Annotated in this window: 17 protein-coding genes; 16 read left to right on the top strand and 1 reads right to left on the bottom strand. The window is 38.3% G+C overall.

Annotated elements, in window-relative coordinates:
* Positions 1–200: 200 nt before the first annotated feature.
* The 16 genes from H7N67_RS02980 to H7N67_RS02905 all read left to right on the top strand — a co-directional run bounded on the left by H7N67_RS02980 (position 201) and on the right by H7N67_RS02905 (position 14,564).
* Positions 201–1,235 carry a bifunctional 3,4-dihydroxy-2-butanone 4-phosphate synthase/GTP cyclohydrolase II gene (locus H7N67_RS02980; protein ID WP_187939001.1) on the top strand — a complete coding sequence of 345 codons (1,035 nt, stop codon included), beginning with the start codon at positions 201–203 and terminating at the stop codon, positions 1,233–1,235.
* A 180-nt stretch (positions 1,236–1,415) separates the two neighbouring features.
* Positions 1,416–2,165: a DUF3943 domain-containing protein gene (locus H7N67_RS02975; RefSeq protein WP_232263005.1), complete on the top strand. Its 750-nt coding sequence runs from the start codon at positions 1,416–1,418 to the stop codon at positions 2,163–2,165.
* An 88-nt stretch (positions 2,166–2,253) separates the two neighbouring features.
* Positions 2,254–2,832 carry a GTP cyclohydrolase II gene (gene ribA / locus H7N67_RS02970; protein WP_000825025.1) on the top strand — a complete coding sequence of 193 codons (579 nt, stop codon included), beginning with the start codon at positions 2,254–2,256 and terminating at the stop codon, positions 2,830–2,832.
* 77 nt (positions 2,833–2,909) lie between these two features.
* Positions 2,910–3,131 (top strand): MoaD/ThiS family protein, encoded by a 222-nt coding sequence (locus H7N67_RS02965; RefSeq protein WP_000230602.1) that lies wholly within the window; start codon positions 2,910–2,912, stop codon positions 3,129–3,131.
* Positions 3,132–3,569 (top strand): molybdopterin synthase catalytic subunit, encoded by a 438-nt coding sequence (locus H7N67_RS02960; RefSeq protein WP_187938999.1) that lies wholly within the window; start codon positions 3,132–3,134, stop codon positions 3,567–3,569.
* Positions 3,570–3,581: 12 nt separating this feature from the next.
* Positions 3,582–4,112, top strand: a complete 531-nt coding sequence (gene mog, locus H7N67_RS02955) for a molybdopterin adenylyltransferase (RefSeq protein WP_001193319.1) — start codon at positions 3,582–3,584, stop codon at positions 4,110–4,112.
* Positions 4,113–4,121: 9 nt separating this feature from the next.
* Positions 4,122–4,598: a cyclic pyranopterin monophosphate synthase MoaC gene (gene moaC, locus H7N67_RS02950; RefSeq protein WP_001131535.1), complete on the top strand. Its 477-nt coding sequence runs from the start codon at positions 4,122–4,124 to the stop codon at positions 4,596–4,598.
* Between the two features lie 112 nt (positions 4,599–4,710).
* Positions 4,711–5,493 (top strand): flagellar sheath lipoprotein HpaA, encoded by a 783-nt coding sequence (gene hpaA, locus H7N67_RS02945; protein ID WP_187938998.1) that lies wholly within the window; start codon positions 4,711–4,713, stop codon positions 5,491–5,493.
* Positions 5,494–5,521: 28 nt separating this feature from the next.
* Positions 5,522–6,358 (top strand): outer membrane protein, encoded by an 837-nt coding sequence (locus H7N67_RS02940; protein WP_187938997.1) that lies wholly within the window; start codon positions 5,522–5,524, stop codon positions 6,356–6,358.
* Positions 6,359–6,469: 111 nt separating this feature from the next.
* On the top strand, positions 6,470–7,825 hold the full coding sequence (gene tig, locus H7N67_RS02935; protein ID WP_187938996.1) for a trigger factor: 1,356 nt from the start codon (positions 6,470–6,472) through the stop codon (positions 7,823–7,825).
* A 20-nt stretch (positions 7,826–7,845) separates the two neighbouring features.
* Positions 7,846–8,433, top strand: a complete 588-nt coding sequence (gene clpP, locus H7N67_RS02930; RefSeq protein WP_000540573.1) for an ATP-dependent Clp endopeptidase proteolytic subunit ClpP — start codon at positions 7,846–7,848, stop codon at positions 8,431–8,433.
* Positions 8,434–8,437: 4 nt separating this feature from the next.
* Entirely contained in the window at positions 8,438–8,962 is a 525-nt protein-coding gene (gene def, locus H7N67_RS02925) for a peptide deformylase (RefSeq protein ID WP_187938995.1), read from the top strand.
* 5 nt (positions 8,963–8,967) lie between these two features.
* A complete protein-coding gene (locus H7N67_RS02920; protein ID WP_187938994.1) occupies positions 8,968–10,488 on the top strand; it encodes a YifB family Mg chelatase-like AAA ATPase in 1,521 nt (506 codons plus the stop codon).
* 24 nt (positions 10,489–10,512) lie between these two features.
* Entirely contained in the window at positions 10,513–12,573 is a 2,061-nt protein-coding gene (locus H7N67_RS02915) for a heavy metal translocating P-type ATPase (protein ID WP_187938993.1), read from the top strand.
* Positions 12,574–12,607: 34 nt separating this feature from the next.
* Positions 12,608–13,825 carry a DNA cytosine methyltransferase gene (locus tag H7N67_RS02910; RefSeq protein WP_187938992.1) on the top strand — a complete coding sequence of 406 codons (1,218 nt, stop codon included), beginning with the start codon at positions 12,608–12,610 and terminating at the stop codon, positions 13,823–13,825.
* Positions 13,812–14,564 (top strand): PDDEXK family nuclease, encoded by a 753-nt coding sequence (locus H7N67_RS02905; RefSeq protein ID WP_000606900.1) that lies wholly within the window; start codon positions 13,812–13,814, stop codon positions 14,562–14,564. The genes H7N67_RS02910 and H7N67_RS02905 overlap by 14 nt, the downstream gene beginning before the upstream one ends.
* A 287-nt stretch (positions 14,565–14,851) precedes the next feature.
* Here the strand turns inward: H7N67_RS02905 and hofF are convergent, their stop codons facing one another.
* Complete coding sequence (gene hofF, locus H7N67_RS02900; RefSeq protein ID WP_001931278.1) at positions 14,852–16,351, bottom strand: outer membrane beta-barrel protein HofF; 1,500 nt, start codon at positions 16,349–16,351, stop codon at positions 14,852–14,854.
* Between the last annotated feature and the right edge of the window lie 59 nt (positions 16,352–16,410).

The raw sequence follows: 16,410 nt of genomic DNA, 5'->3' as shown, positions 1-16,410 counted from the left end.
ATTAGGCTTTGCAAACATTAGAATAAGTCTTTGAGCATTTCTTGCATGAATAGGGGGAGTTTCATTCAATTGATTTAAAGGCTTAGCGGTTTGCTAAATGCGGTTTGCTAAATAAAGCAATAAAGTAATAATCGTTATTAAACATGCTATATTTCTTTTTTTTATAAAACTCAATATTATTGAAAAACTAGGGAGTTAGAATGATCTTAAGAAGAGTTACCGAAGCTTTAGAAGCGTATAAAAATGGCGAAATGATCATTGTTATGGACGATGAAGACAGAGAAAATGAGGGGGATTTGGTTTTAGCTGGGATTTTTTCCACCCCTGAGAAAATCAATTTCATGGCCACGCATGCTAGGGGGTTGATTTGTGTGTCTTTGACTAAAGATTTAGCGAAAAAATTTGAATTACCCCCTATGGTTAGCGTGAATGATTCTAACCATGAGACCGCTTTCACGGTTTCTATTGACGCTAAAGAAACCAAAACCGGGATTTCTGCTTTTGAAAGGCATTTAACGATTGAATTATTGTGTAAAGACACCACAAAACCGAGCGATTTTGTGCGCCCAGGGCATATTTTCCCTTTGATTGCAAAAGATGGAGGCGTGTTAGCGCGCACGGGCCATACGGAAGCGAGCGTGGATTTGTGCAAATTAGCCGGATTAAAACCCGTGAGCGTGATTTGTGAAATCATGAAAGAAGATGGCTCTATGGCGAGGAGAGGGGATAAATTTTTGAGCGATTTTGCCATTAAACATAACCTTAAAACCCTCTATGTCTCTGATTTGATTAGCTATCGTTTGGAAAATGAAAGTTTATTGAAAATGTTTTGCCAAGAAGAAAGGGAATTTTTAAAACACCAAACGCAATGCTACACTTTTTTAGACCACCAGCAAAAAAACCATTACGCTTTTAAATTTAAAGGCGCAAAAACCCATGATTTGGCCCCTTTAGTGCGTTTCCACCCTATCAAAGAGGATTTTGATTTTTTAACGACTGATGCGTTTGAAGTGTTTTTTAAGGCTTTAGAATGTTTAAAGCACGAAGGGGGTTATTTGATCTTTATGAACACGCATTCCAAAGAAAACAATATCGTTAAAGATTTTGGGATTGGGGCGTTAGTGTTAAAAAATTTGGGGATAAAGGATTTCAGGCTTTTAAGCTCTTCTGAAGACAGGCAGTATAAGGCTTTGAGTGGGTTTGGGCTTAAGCTTGTAGAAACGATTAGCCTTTAGAGGCTTGTTAAGTTTTATTGAATGTGTTGTAATGTTTTTAAGATATAATAAACTCTTTTTAAGTCAAGCAATAAAGTTTGCAACCTGATGAGAGTAATAATAGAGTTTATGCTGATTTCATTAAAAACATTCCTAAAAATATTATTGAAAATATTCCTAAAAACCTTCCAAAAGATTTGGATGGTTTGCGTTATTATTTGGGGGTTAGGTTGTAGTTTTTTAAACGCTAACAGCATTCAATTAGAAGAAACGCTCAAACGAAGCCCTAAAAATCTTGTTTGGCAACACTTTAAAAAGAAGTTTAAAAAGAGCAATACGATCCCTTATGCCCCAAATAGCCGTTGGAAATATTTAGGCACGAGTATAGGGATTTTGGGCGTGTCTTTGGTGATAGGGATTGTGGGGTTGTATCTCATGCCAGAGAGCGTAACGAATTGGGATAAAGAAAAGTTTGGGATCAAAAGTTGGTTTGAAAATGTCCGCATGGGGCCAAAACTGGACAACGATAGTTTTATTTTTAATGAAATTTTGCACCCTTATTTTGGGGCTATGTATTATATGCAACCGCGCATGGCTGGGTTTGGCTGGATGGCATCAGCGTTTTTTTCTTTTATCACTTCCACGCTTTTTTGGGAATATGGCTTGGAAGCGTTTGTGGAAGTGCCTAGCTGGCAGGATTTAGTGATCACCCCTTTATTAGGCTCCATTTTAGGGGAAGGTTTTTACCAGCTCACGCGCTATATCCAACGCAACGAAGGCAAGCTTTTTGGCTCTTTATTTTTAGGGCGTTTAATTATCGCTCTTATGGATCCTATCGGTTTTATCATTAGGGATTTAGGGCTTGGGGAAGCCTTAGGGATTTATAATAAAAAACATGAAATCCGTTCTAGTCTAAGCCCCAATGGTTTGAATTTGACTTACAAATTTTAAGAATTTAAAATTTAAGAAAATTATAAAGAGTTTTGATAGAATACCTTTTTTTAAAAGACGCGTTTTAAAACTAATTTTAGGAGTATCCTTGAAACGATTAGAAGTTTCTAACCAAGCCAAATTACCCACTCAATTTGGGGAGTTTTGTATCCAGTGTTTTAGAGAAAAGGGTTCTAATGGCTCTAAAGATCATTTAGTCATTTTCACCCCTAATTTTTCTCAAAACCCCTTAGTGCGTTTGCATTCAGAATGCTTAACGGGTGATGCTCTAGGCTCTCAAAAATGCGATTGTGGGGGGGCGTTGCAAATGGCGTTAGAAAGGATTTCTAAAGAAGGGGGGCTAGTGATTTATTTGCGCCAAGAAGGGCGTGGGATAGGGCTATTTAATAAAGTCAATGCTTACGCTTTACAAGATAAGGGCTATGATACCATTCAAGCCAATGAAATGATAGGGTTTAAAGACGATGAAAGGGATTATAGTATTGCGGGTGAGATTTTGGAATATTACCGCATTAAAAAAATGCGCTTGCTCACGAATAACCCTAAAAAAATCGCCGCTTTAGAAAAATACGCTGAGGTAACAAGGGAGAGCTTGATCGTGTGCGCTAATGAGCATAATCAAGGGTATTTGGAAGTTAAAAAGCTCAAAATGGGGCATTTATTGTGAAAACTAAAAGCGCTTTTCAAAGAGGTTTTAAAAATATTTAAAATCATGCTTTAAAAGATTTAATATAAGGGTAAATAATGGTAGAAGTGCGATTCTTTGGACCCATAAAAGAAGAAAATTTTTTCATCAAAGCGAGCGGTTTAAAGGAATTAAGGGCGATTTTACAAGAAAAAGAGGGCTTAAAAGAGTGGTTGGGCGTTTGCGCGATAGCCCTTAATGATCACTTAATAGACAATTTGGATACGCCTTTAAAAGATGGCGATGTAATAAGTTTGTTGCCACCGGTTTGTGGGGGCTAGGTGTTAAAAATCATTCAAGGGGCATTAGATACTGACAAGCTTTTAAAAGCCTATCAAGAGGAAGCTTGCGCGAAAAACTTTGGAGCGTTTTGCGTGTTTGTTGGGATTGTGAGAGAAGGGGATAACATTCAAGGCTTGAGTTTTGATATTTATGAAGCGCTATTAAAGACTTGGTTTGAAAAATGGCACCATAAAGCCAGAGATTTGGGTGTGGTGTTAAAAATGGCACACAGCTTGGGCGATGTTTTGATAGGACAAAGCTCATTTTTATGCGTTTCAATGGGAAAGAACAGAAAAAATGCCTTAGAACTATACCAAGATTTTATTGAAGATTTTAAGCATAACGCCCCTATTTGGAAATACGATTTAATCCACAATAAACGCATCTATGCTAAAGAAAGAAGCCACATTTTAAAAGGGAGTGGGCTTTTAGCTTAAAAAGGAGTTAAAATGCAAACGATTCATATAGGCGTTTTGAGCGCAAGCGACAGAGCGTCAAAAGGGATTTATGAAGATTTAAGCGGTAAAGCGATACAAGAAGTGTTGAGCGAATATCTGCTCAATCCTTTAGAATTTCATTACGAAATTGTCGCTGATGAAAGGGATCTAATTGAAAAATCGCTGATTAAAATGTGCGATGAATACCAATGCGATCTAGTCGTTACTACAGGAGGCACAGGCCCTGCTTTAAGAGATATAACCCCAGAAGCCACAGAAAAAGTGTGCCAAAAAATGCTTCCTGGGTTTGGAGAACTGATGCGAATGACTAGCTTAAAATACGTGCCTACAGCGATTCTATCGCGCCAGAGCGCTGGCATTAGGAATAAGAGCTTGATCGTTAATCTTCCTGGTAAGCCAAAAAGCATTAGAGAGTGTTTAGAAGCGGTTTTTCCAGCAATTCCTTATTGCGTGGATTTGATTTTAGGGAATTACATGCAAGTGAATGAAAAAAACATTCAAGCGTTTCGCCCCAAACAATAGGATAAAAAAATGCCGCTCACTCATTTGAACGAAGAAAATCAGCCTAAAATGGTGGATATAGGGGATAAAGAAACCACTGAAAGAATCGCTCTAGCAAGCGGTCGTATCAGCATGAATAAAGAGGCTTATGACGCTATTATCAATCATGGCGTCAAAAAGGGTCCGGTGTTACAGACCGCTATTATTGCTGGGATCATGGGGGCTAAAAAGACAAGCGAGCTCATTCCCATGTGCCATCCAATCATGCTCAATGGGGTGGATATTGACATTTTAGAAGAAAAAGAGACTTGCAGTTTTAAACTCTATGCGAGAGTCAAAACTCAAGCTAAAACGGGCGTAGAAATGGAAGCGCTAATGAGTGTGAGCGTAGGGCTTTTAACCATTTATGACATGGTGAAAGCCATTGATAAGAGCATGACAATTAGCGGTGTGATGTTAGAGCATAAGAGTGGAGGCAAAAGCGGGGATTATAACGCTAAAAAATAGAAAAAAACTAATAATCTAAAGATGTTAGGGTAAAATAACATTTTGACAACAAAAGCGTGTTGGTTGCTTTGTTGTTATAGAAGTCTGAAATATTACAATCAAGGATAGAACGATGAAAACAAATGGTCATTTTAAGGATTTTGCATGGAAAAAATGCCTTTTAGGCGCGAGCGTGGCGGCTTTATTAGTGGGGTGTAGCCCACATATTATTGAAACCAATGAAGTCGCTTTGAAATTGAATTACCATCCAGCTAGCGAGAAAGTTCAAGCGTTAGATGAAAAGATTTTACTTTTAAAGCCAGCTTTCCAATACAGCGATAATATTGCTAAAGAGTATGAAAACAAATTCAAGAATCAAACCACGCTTAAAGTTGAAGAGATCTTGCAAAATCAGGGCTATAAGGTTATTAGCGTGGATAGCAGCGATAAAGACGATTTTTCTTTTGTGCAAAAAAAAGAAGGGTATTTGGCGGTTGCTATGAATGGCGAAATTGTTTTACGCCCCGATCCTAAAAGGACCATACAGAAAAAATCAGAACCCGGGTTATTATTCTCTACCGGTTTGGATAAAATGGAAGGGGTTTTAATCCCGGCTGGGTTTATTAAGGTTACCATATTAGAGCCTATGAGTGGGGAATCTTTAGATTCTTTTACGATGGATTTGAGCGAGTTGGACATTCAAGAAAAATTCTTAAAAACTACCCATTCAAGCCATAGCGGGGGGTTAGTTAGCACTATGGTTAAGGGAACGGATAATTCTAATGATGCGATCAAGAGCGCTTTGAATAAGATTTTTACAAGTATCATGCAAGAAATAGACAAAAAGCTCACTCAAAAGAATTTAGAATCTTATCAAAAAGACGCCAAGGAATTGAAAAACAAAAGAAACCGATAAAGACAAATAACGCATAAAAAAAGAACGCTTGAACAAACTGCTTAAAAGGGGGTTTTTAGCGTTCTTTTTGAGCGTGTATTTAAGGGCTGATGATTTGGTTACTTACACCATCATCAAAGAAAAAGATCTAGGATACCAGCGGTTTTTAGCCAAGAAGTGTTTAAGGGGTAAAACCCACCCTCCGTGTTTTACTAAGCCTAAAAAGCCTAAAAGAAAACTTTTTAATATAGACAAAAGCTCCCACTATTATGGCACAAGCGTGGTGCAAATGTCATGGCTACAGAGTAGGGAAAAATTTGAAAACCATTCAAAATACCGAGACATTCCTTTTGCTGAAGTCAGTTTGATTTATGGCTATAAACAATTTTTTCCTAAAAAAGAGCGCTACGGCTTCCGTTTTTATGTCTCTTTGGATTACGCTTATGGGTTTTTTCTTAAAAATAAAGGCGCATTAGGCGATAGTTTGAGGGAGAGTTCGCAGATCCCTAAAAGCTATAGAGAAAAATTGCAAAGAAAAGAGACTTTTATCAACGCTATTTTTTATGGCGCGGGAGCTGACTTTTTATACAAACGCGCTTTTGGGACGCTGATTTTAGGGATGAATTTCGTGGGAGAAACCTGGTTTTATGAAACAAAGATTTTTAAAAAGTGGGTTAAAGATCCTTTGAGCGTTTATCACCCCTACATGTTTCAAGTGATGTTAAATATAGGGTATCGTTACCGCTTTTCAAGGTATAAGAATTGGGCGATAGAATTTGGCGCGCACATCCCTTTTTTAACCAATGATTATTTTAAAACCCCTTTATACACCCTTCATTTCAAGCGCAATATTTCTGTCTATCTCACTTCAACTTATGATTTTTAGTTTTTTCAATTTTTGAAAACTAGAATTAAAACCGCTTTTTATAAACTAGAATTAAAACAAATTAAGCTATAATGATACAAAAATTTAATTTTTTAACCATTAAGGAAAAAAATGAATCTTGAAGTGAAAAAGATTGACACCGCTAACGCCCGTTTGAGCGCTAAACCTTCCATTGAAAATTTAGAAAAGCGTTATGATAAAATCGCTCAAAAAATCGCCCAAAAAGTTAAAATTGATGGCTTTAGAAGAGGTAAAGTCCCCCTTAGTTTAGTGAAAACCCGTTATCAAGCCCAAATTGAACAAGACGCTCAAGAAGAAATGATTCAAGAGGTTTTGAAAAACGCTTTTAAGGAATTAGGGATTGAAAATAAGGATCTCATCGGCAGCCCCAATCTCACTAAATTTGAAAAAAAAGACACGCATTTTGAAATAGAAGCGGACATCGGCTTAAAACCCACGATTGTTTTAGACAAGATCAAAGAGTGCGTGCCTAGCGTGGGAGTGGAAATCCCCAATGAAGAAAAAATTAATGAGCGTTTGAAACAGCTCGCTAAAGATTACGCGAAATTTGTGGACACTGACGCTCAAAGAAAAGCCCAAAACGACGATAAATTAACGATTGATTTTGAAGGCTTTATAGACAATGCGCCTTTTGAAGGGGGCAAGGCTGAAAATTTCACTTTGATTTTAGGCAGTAAGCAAATGCTAGAAGATTTTGAAAAGGCTCTTTTAGGCATGCAAGCTAGCGAAGAAAAAGAATTCCCTTTGACTTTCCCTAGCAAATACCACGCAGAGCATTTAGCCGGCAAAGAAGCCCTTTTTAAAGTGAAATTGCACCAGATTCAAGCGCGTGAAGCGTTAGAAATCAATGACGAACTCGCTAAAATCGTGCTAGCCAATGAAGAGAATGCGACTTTAAAGCTTTTAAAAGAAAGGGTTGAAGGGCAGTTGTTTTTAGAAAATAAAGCCAGGCTCTATAACGAAGAGCTGAAAGAAAAATTGATTGAAAATTTAGATGAAAAGATCGTTTTTGATTTGCCTAAAACGATCATAGAGCAAGAAATGGATTTGTTATTCAGGAACGCTCTTTATTCCATGCAAGCTGAGGAAGTCAAATCCTTACAAGAAAGTCAAGAAAAAGCCAAAGAAAAGCGTGAGAGCTTTAGAAACGATGCGACAAAAAGCGTGAAAATCACTTTTATCATTGACGCTTTAGCGAAGGAAGAAAAAATTGGCGTGCATGACAATGAAGTCTTTCAAACTTTGTATTATGAAGCGATGATGACAGGGCAAAACCCAGAAAATCTCATTGAGCAATACCGCAAAAACAACATGTTAGCGGCGGTAAAAATGGCGATGATTGAAGATAGGGTGTTAGCTTATTTGTTGGATAAAAACCTGCCTAAAGAACAGCAAGAAATTTTAGAGAAAATGAGGCCTAACGCTCAAAAAACTCAAGTGGGTTAAACAGCTAAAAAGGAGAGATGATGGGATACATTCCTTATGTAATAGAGAATACCGATCGTGGGGAGCGTAGCTATGATATTTACTCACGCCTTTTAAAGGATCGTATTGTTTTATTGAGCGGTGAAATTAATGACAGCGTGGCGTCTTCTATCGTGGCCCAACTCTTGTTTTTGGAAGCTGAAGACCCTGAAAAAGACATTGGCTTGTATATCAATTCTCCCGGTGGGGTGATAACAAGCGGTCTTAGCATTTATGACACCATGAATTTTATCCGCCCTGATGTTTCCACGATTTGCATCGGTCAAGCGGCTTCTATGGGGGCGTTTTTACTAAGCTGTGGAGCTAAGGGCAAGCGCTTTTCACTGCCCCATTCAAGGATTATGATCCACCAGCCTTTAGGGGGGGCTCAAGGGCAAGCGAGCGATATTGAAATCATTTCTAATGAGATCCTTAGGCTTAAGGGTTTGATGAATTCTATTTTGGCTCAAAACTCAGGGCAGAGTTTGGAGCAAATCGCTAAAGACACGGATAGGGATTTTTATATGAGCGCTAAAGAAGCTAAAGAGTATGGCTTGATTGATAAAGTGTTACAGAAAAATGTGAAGTGATTGCATGGCGTTATTAGAGATTATCCATTACCCTTCTAAAATCTTAAGAACGATTTCTAAAGAGGTCGTTTCTTTTGATTCAAAACTCCACCAACAACTAGATGACATGCATGAGACTATGATCGCTAGTGAGGGGATAGGGTTAGCCGCTATTCAAGTGGGCTTGCCTTTAAGAATGCTCATTATCAATCTCCCGAAAGAAGACGGCGTGCAACACAAAGAAGACTGCTTGGAAATCATTAACCCTAAGTTTATAGAAACTGGGGGGTCAATGATGTATAGAGAAGGGTGCTTGTCTGTGCCAGGGTTTTATGAAGAAGTGGAGCGTTTTGAAAAGGTTAAGATAGAGTATCAAAACCGCTTCGCTGAAGTGAAAATTTTAGAAGCGAGCGAGCTTTTAGCGGTAGCCATTCAGCATGAGATCGATCACATCAATGGCGTGTTATTCGTGGATAAATTATCCATTTTGAAGCGTAAGAAATTTGAAAAAGAACTCAAAGAGCTGCAAAAAAAACAAAAACACAAGTAACCACCATGATTAACACGATATTTTGCGCGACCATGCAAAGGGGGGTGGCAGAAATCGTGGCCGTGGAAGCGACTTTCACAAGGGCTTTGCCGGCGTTTGTGATTTCAGGATTGGCTAATAATTCTATCCAAGAAGCCAAGCAACGGGTCCAATCGGCTTTACAAAATAATGATTTCATTTTCCCGCCTTTAAAAATCACCATCAACCTTTCTCCCTCAGATTTGCCTAAATCCGGGAGCCATTTTGATTTGCCTATCGCTCTTTTAATCGCTTTGCAAAAACAAGAGTTGGCTTTTAAAGAGTGGTTTGCTTTTGGGGAGTTAGGGCTTGATGGCAAGATCAAACCCAATTCTAACATTTTCCCCATGCTCTTAGACATTGCCATTAAGCGTCCCCATGCCAAAATCATTGCACCTAAGGCGAATGAAGAGCTTTTTTCGCTTATTCCTAATTTGCAATGCTTTTTTGTGGGGCATTTTAAAGAAGCTTTAGAAATCTTGCAAAACCCTGAAACCAAAGCAGACACCCACACGAAAAAACTACCCTTTAAAACGATAGAATTGAACGATAAAGAGTATTATTTTTCAGACGCCTATGCCTTAGATTTTAAAGAAGTTAAGGGGCAAGCTGTCGCTAAAGAAGCCGCTTTGATCGCTAGTGCTGGGTTTCATAACTTGATTTTAGAGGGAAGTCCAGGGTGCGGGAAAAGCATGATTATTAATCGCATGCGTTATATCTTACCTCCCTTAAGCCTGAATGAAATCCTAGAAGCGACAAAATTACGTATTTTAAGCGAGCAAGACAGCGCCTATTACCCTTTAAGGAGTTTTAGAAACCCTCACCAGAGCGCTTCAAAATCCAGCATTTTAGGCTCAAGCTCTCTAAAAGAGCCAAAACCTGGCGAAATCGCGCTAGCGCATAACGGCATGCTTTTTTTTGATGAATTGCCTCATTTTAAAAAGGATATTTTAGAAGCCTTGAGAGAGCCTTTAGAAAACAATAAATTAGTGATCTCACGAGTGCATAGCAAGATTGAATACGACACCTCTTTTTTATTCGTGGGGGCTCAAAACCCTTGCTTGTGCGGGAATTTACTCAGCGCAACCAAAGCATGCCGTTGCCAAGATAGAGAGATCACGCAGTATAAAAACCGCTTGAGCGAGCCTTTTTTAGACAGGATTGATTTGTTCGTGCAAATGGAAGAGGGGAATTATAAAGACACGCCGTTGCATTCTTGGACTTCAAAAGAGATGCATGAATTAGTATTGTTAGCTTTCAAACAGCAAAAGTTAAGGAAACAGAGCGCTTTTAATGGTAAGCTTAACGAAGAGCAGATAGAACGATTTTGCCCTTTAAATTTTGAAGCGCAAAAGTTGTTAGAGCAGGCGGTTGAAAGGTTTAATCTGTCCATGCGCTCTGTCAATAAGGTCAAAAAAGTCGCTAGGACGATTGCGGATTTAAACGCTTGCGAGAATATAGAAAAATCTCACATGCTTAAAGCGTTGAGTTTTAGAAAGATTTCTTAAAAGGATTTTTATAAGGGAGAGAAAATGCAAGAATACCACATTCACAATTTGGATTGCCCTGATTGCGCGTCTAAATTAGAAAGGGATTTAAACAAACTGGACTATGTGAAAAAAGCTCAAATCAATTTCAGCACCAGTAAGCTGTTTTTGGATACGAGCGATTTTGAAAAGGTTAAGGCTTTCATCAAACAAAACGAACCGCATTTGAGCCTGTCTTTTAAAGAGGCCGCAGAAAAGCCCTTGAGTTTTACCCCACTCATCGTTACGATCGCTGTCTTTTTAGGCGCGATTTTAATCTTACACCTAAATCCTAGCCCTTTCATTGAAAAAGCGGTGTTTGTGGTATTGGCTTTAGTGTATCTCATAAGTGGTAAAGACGTGATTTTAGGGGCGTTTCGTGGGCTTAGAAAAGGGCAATTTTTTGATGAAAATGCTTTGATGCTCATTGCGACTATCGCGGCTTTTTGCGTGGGGGCTTATGAAGAGAGCGTCTCTATCATGGTGTTTTATTCAGCGGGCGAATTTTTGCAAAAACTCGCTATCGCTCGCTCTAAAAAATCCCTTAAGGCTTTAGTGGATGTCGCCCCTAATCTGGCTTATTTGAAAAAGGGCGATACATTAGTGAGCGTTGTGCCTGAAGATTTAAGAATCAATGACATCGTGGTGGTGAAAGTCGGCGAAAAAGTGCCTGTTGATGGCGTGGTGATTAAGGGTGAAAGTTTGCTAGATGAAAGGGCGTTGAGTGGGGAGTCCATGCCTGTTAATGTCAGCGAACGCTCTAAAGTTTTAGGGGGGAGCTTGAATTTAAAAGCGGTCCTTGAAATCCAAGTAGAGAAACTGTATAAAGATTCTTCTATCGCTAAAGTGGTGGATTTAGTCCAACAAGCCACGAATGAAAAGAGCGAAACGGAGAAATTTATCACTAAATTTTCACGCTACTACACCCCAAGCGTTTTATTCATTGCCTTAATGATCGCTGTATTACCGCCCTTGTTTTCTATGGGGAGCTTTGATGAGTGGATTTATAGGGGGCTTGTGGCTTTAATGGTGAGCTGTCCTTGCGCGTTAGTGATTTCTGTGCCTTTAGGGTATTTTGGAGGCGTGGGAGCGGCGAGTAGAAAGGGGATTTTAATGAAAGGCGTGCATGTTTTAGAGGTGCTTACCCAAGCTAAAAGCATCGCTTTTGATAAAACCGGCACTTTGACTAAAGGCGTTTTTAAAGTAACAGATATTGTGCCGCAAAACGGGCATTCTAAAGAAGAAGTTTTGCATTACGCTTCTTGCTCACAGCTCTTATCCACGCACCCGATCGCCTTATCCATTCAAAAAGCATGCGAAGAAATGTTAAAGGACGATAAGCACCAGCATGACATTAAAAATTACGAAGAATTGAGCGGGATGGGGGTTAAAGCGCAATGCCATACGGATCTAATCATCGCAGGGAATGAAAAAATGCTCGATCAATTCCATATCGCGCACAGCCCTTCCCCAGAAAACGGCACGATCGTGCATGTGGCTTTTAACCAAACTTATATCGGCTATATCGTCATTAGCGATGAGATTAAAGATGACGCCATAGAGTGCTTAAGGGATTTGAAAGCGCAAGGGATAGAAAATTTTTGCATTTTGAGCGGGGACAGAAAAAGCGCGACTGAAAGCATCGCTCAAACTCTAGGCTGTGAATATTATGCGAGCTTGTTGCCTGAAGAAAAAACGAGCGTGTTTAAAGCTTTTAAAGAACGCTATAAAACCCCGGCGATTTTTGTAGGCGATGGCATCAATGACGCTCCGACTCTAGCGAGTGCTGATGTGGGGATTGGCATGGGGAAAGGCTCAGAATTGAGCAAGCAAAGCGCAGACATTGTGATCACCAATGACTCTTTAAATTCGTTAGTGAAAGTTTTAGCGATCGCTAAAAAAACGAAAAGCATTATTTGGCAAAATATCTTGTTCGCTTTGGGGATTAAAGCCGTTTTTATCGTGCTAGGGCTTATGGGGGTAGCGAGCTTGTGGGAAGCGGTCTTTGGCGATGTGGGGGTTACGCTTTTAGCCTTAGCCAATTCCATGCGCGCGATGAGGGCTTAACTTATCTTGACCCTATATAAAATTGGAATTTGTTTTGAAAAGTAATCAATACAAGATTATCAGTTTATTTTCTGGGTGTGGTGGGCTAGATTTAGGCTTTATTAAAGAGGGCTTTGAAGTTATTTGGGCCAATGATTTTTTTAAAGAAGCTGTAGAAACTTATCAAAAAAATATTGGCTCTCATATTATTTATGGTGATATAACAAAAATTCCTAGTGGTGATATTCCAAACGAATGCGATGTTTTACTTGGAGGTTTTCCTTGCCAAGGTTTTTCAGTAGCTAACACCAAACGCTCTATGGAAGATGAAAGAAATTTTTTATATAAAGAATTATTAAGACTTTTAAAAGACAAACAACCTAAATTTTTTGTGGCTGAAAATGTTAAGGGATTGTTATCTATGCAAAAAGGGCAAGTGATTGAAATGATCGTGCAAGATTTTAAATCGCTTGGTTATTGTGTGGATTATAAGTTATTAAAAGCTTCTGATTATGGCGTGCCTCAACACAGAGAAAGAGTTATTATTATTGGCAATAGGTTGGGGCTTAAGAATCCTTTTCCTAAAAAAACTCATGGGTTATGCAATGACTTATTTAATGAAAAATTAAAACCTTATGTGTGCGTTAAAGATGTAGTGGGGCATTTAGCTAATGTAAGAACAAGAGACGCTAGTTTTATGCTAGATGGTGTGATGATACATAATCACGTAGCGCGCACTAATGTTTATGATACATTTTGGGGGAGAAAGCATCCTATTAATCAGCATGAAATTTGTGATTATTTGAAGTTTTGGCGTTCTTGTAGTTCTTATAGCACCAAACAAATTGATGAATATTTTGGATATGCTCATACTGCTGGACATTGGTTTAGAAAGGATAACAATTCAGGGAGTATTCCAAAAGCACAAGATTGGTGGGAGTTAAAAAAACTTTTAAAATTTGATGATACCTATGACAAGGCGGTTACAGAATTTGAACTAAAAGAAATCAAATTTGAGCAATCTTTAAGAATCAATAATTGGGAGTTGCCAAGCGATACTATTACTGCAACGGGTCCTGAGATTCACCCTAATAGACAAAGGCGTATGTCAGTAAGAGAATGCGCCATTATTCAAACCTTTCCTAACGATTTTATTTTTTATGGAAGTTTAGGGAATATGTATAAGCAAATTGGCAATGCTGTGCCAGTATTATTGGCTCAAAAGATTGCAAAAGAGATTTTTAAGGAGTTAAAAAAATATGATAAATTTTAGAGAAATTGAAGAAATGGAAAATAAATATCTGGAGAAATTTTATCATTTTCTTAAGTATTGTGAAGACGAAATGATGCAAGGATTTTTAACTAAAGAAAAAATTAAAGACGATTGGATAGGCAAATACGATTCTAAAATCTCTGATTTTGCTGTAGGGGCTGAACGCATTATTTATGCGCTCTTTAATGGTAAGGGAGTGGGGCAACCTAATTCTTGTCCTGTGGGGGCTGATATGTTTTTTGAAGTAGAAGATGCTTTTATCCATATTGATTTAAAAACGGTTCAAACTAGAAACATAGGAGATTTTTGTGAGAGCATTTTTGTAGGCACTAACCAAAATAGTTATCAATCTGAAATTATTAAAACCAATGGAGAATCTTTTGAAGAACCCAGAATGTATAAGCCTGCTCTACCTTATTTTTATAATCAAGGTAAGATTAATGAAAAAATATGTTTGACTTATTTTATTACTATTTTATATGAAGATGAGAATTTAAATATTTTAAATATCAATTTAATGTGCATGCCAAATGGATTATTGGCTAAACACTATGGCACAAGGGTGTTAAAAGCGGGCAAGAATTTAGATAAAGCTAGATTTCATTTTGTTAAATGTGCTGATTTTGAATGTTTAGAAGAAAAGAAATCACGCATTAAAGTTATTTATTTTGATAATAATATGAAACAGGAATATAAAAATAGGTTGAAATTTATTGAAAGTTTGGTTGGCAAGAATTAAAATATTGATTTTTAAATAACTATAAATATTATTTTTATGAAATTAAATTCTAACTTAATAGAATTAGAAACTAAAGAAAATTTTTACGATAAGCAAAAAAGCCCGTTTTAAAAAGTTTTAGTATAGCGGAGTCAAAAATACCCATAGCGTAATGAAAAATGAAATAAAAAAGTTTAAAATTCTAATTTGAAAAACAAGCCTTAAAACAGGCGATAAAGCGGTTTGTAATGGCTGTTTTATGGCTAGGCGTTTTAACAAACCCTTAAAGGGTTGTTATTAAAGAGATCTTAAAGCTTCCACACTATCTCGGTAAAAATATGACTCCTGTCTTGATCGGTAGCGGGCTGGCTGTCTAATTTTGGCCCGTTCCACCCCATTTTATAGCCTTGATGCATCAACACATTATAATATTCAAATTTAATGTCGGCTGAGAAATTTTTAGTGAATTTATAGCCCAAGTTGAGCGATAGGACTTGTTCATTAGCCCTAGGCCCATAAGTCAAACGCCCTAATAAACCCCAAAGGAGTTTCCTATGCACCCCACCGCCAAAGGCAAACACGGTGAAAGCGTTCGCGTCCATCATGTAAGACAAAGAGTTAAGGGTGTTGGCATAAACGGTGTTCGTCCAAAAGTCAAAGCCCAAGCGGTTACCATGGTAGCCTATCATCCAGTTAGCGTTCCCAAAGGATTTGTAAATCCCAAAACCAAAATTGTATTCATTCCATTCAAACTTTTGTTTGATCATCAAGCTGTGCGCGTTTTTACCGGCTGGCATGCCAAATTGATAGGTGTCCCAAAATCTTTTAGCATAAAAGGGATTAAGCACGGTAACATCTGTTTGAGAGCGAAACCCTAATCCAGTGAAAGTGGGGTTACTATCATAAGTGATCGTGAAGTTGGGGTCGTATTCGTTAAAGGGTGAAAAATAGACAAAAGGCTGAATGCTGAAACCCTTGTAATTCCAAATGATATAAAAGGCATGCACCCCAGGGTTTATGGTTTGCCCATTTTTAAGAGTGTAGGTTTTAGGCGAATAGAAATTATAAAGCCACTCATTATAGGCAAAGCCACGACCAAACGAGCTAAACCACCAGAATTTGAAATTCCCTAAGTTTAAGGTCATGTCCAAGCCTTGGTTGTAACCGCTCATGTAATCCGCTGGGGATTCGTACCTCCCGCCCCTAATTTCAAAAATATCCTTGTAGTTGTAGCGCAAGTAAGCGTTATAAATCACATAGTTTCTCGTGTGATCGGCATAGGTTTTTGCGCAAGTGGAAGCCGCTAAAGCTTCTTGATTAGACAACTGCGTCATTTCAGCTTGAGTCATCTTATCGTATTGGCCTTGGGTCAAATTCCCTGTGGCTAACCCGCAACTAGCCCATGGTTTTTGCCCTACAAGACCGCCCCAATAGCCCACATAGTTCCATGTCATAGCCCCATAGGGTTTTCCTGTAACTTCGTTAATAAAATCCTTAGTGCTATCATAAATCACAGCACCCCCCCAACCCCCAAGGCTCCCGTCTAAATGATGCCCGTTAGCCGTAGCGCTTTTGGGCAAGAGCTCCGTAAAATCCACCTGCATGTAAGCCATAATCGTCATAAAGGTTTCGGTAGGGTAAATCCCTTTATTAGTGTTGATAGGTTTGTTATTGAAACCGACTTTAGAGAAACTTTCAGCACCCGCTTTGATTTTAGCGATTTTACCCAAATCAAAAGCTTCACTTTGAGAAGAGAATAAAAAAAGAAGCGTTGCGATATTTTTAGCAGATGCAACTTTGTAGTTCATGTGTTTAACCTTTAGTATAAACCAAAAATTCTAAATAGAGTAAGCCAACACCGTTCAAA

Origin of the sequence: Helicobacter pylori, assembly GCF_014498195.1 — a bacterium.
Lineage (GTDB): Bacteria > Campylobacterota > Campylobacteria > Campylobacterales > Helicobacteraceae > Helicobacter > Helicobacter pylori_DO.
Note: the sequence above shows the minus strand (reverse complement) of the source record. Positions and strands in the feature narration are given on the sequence as shown.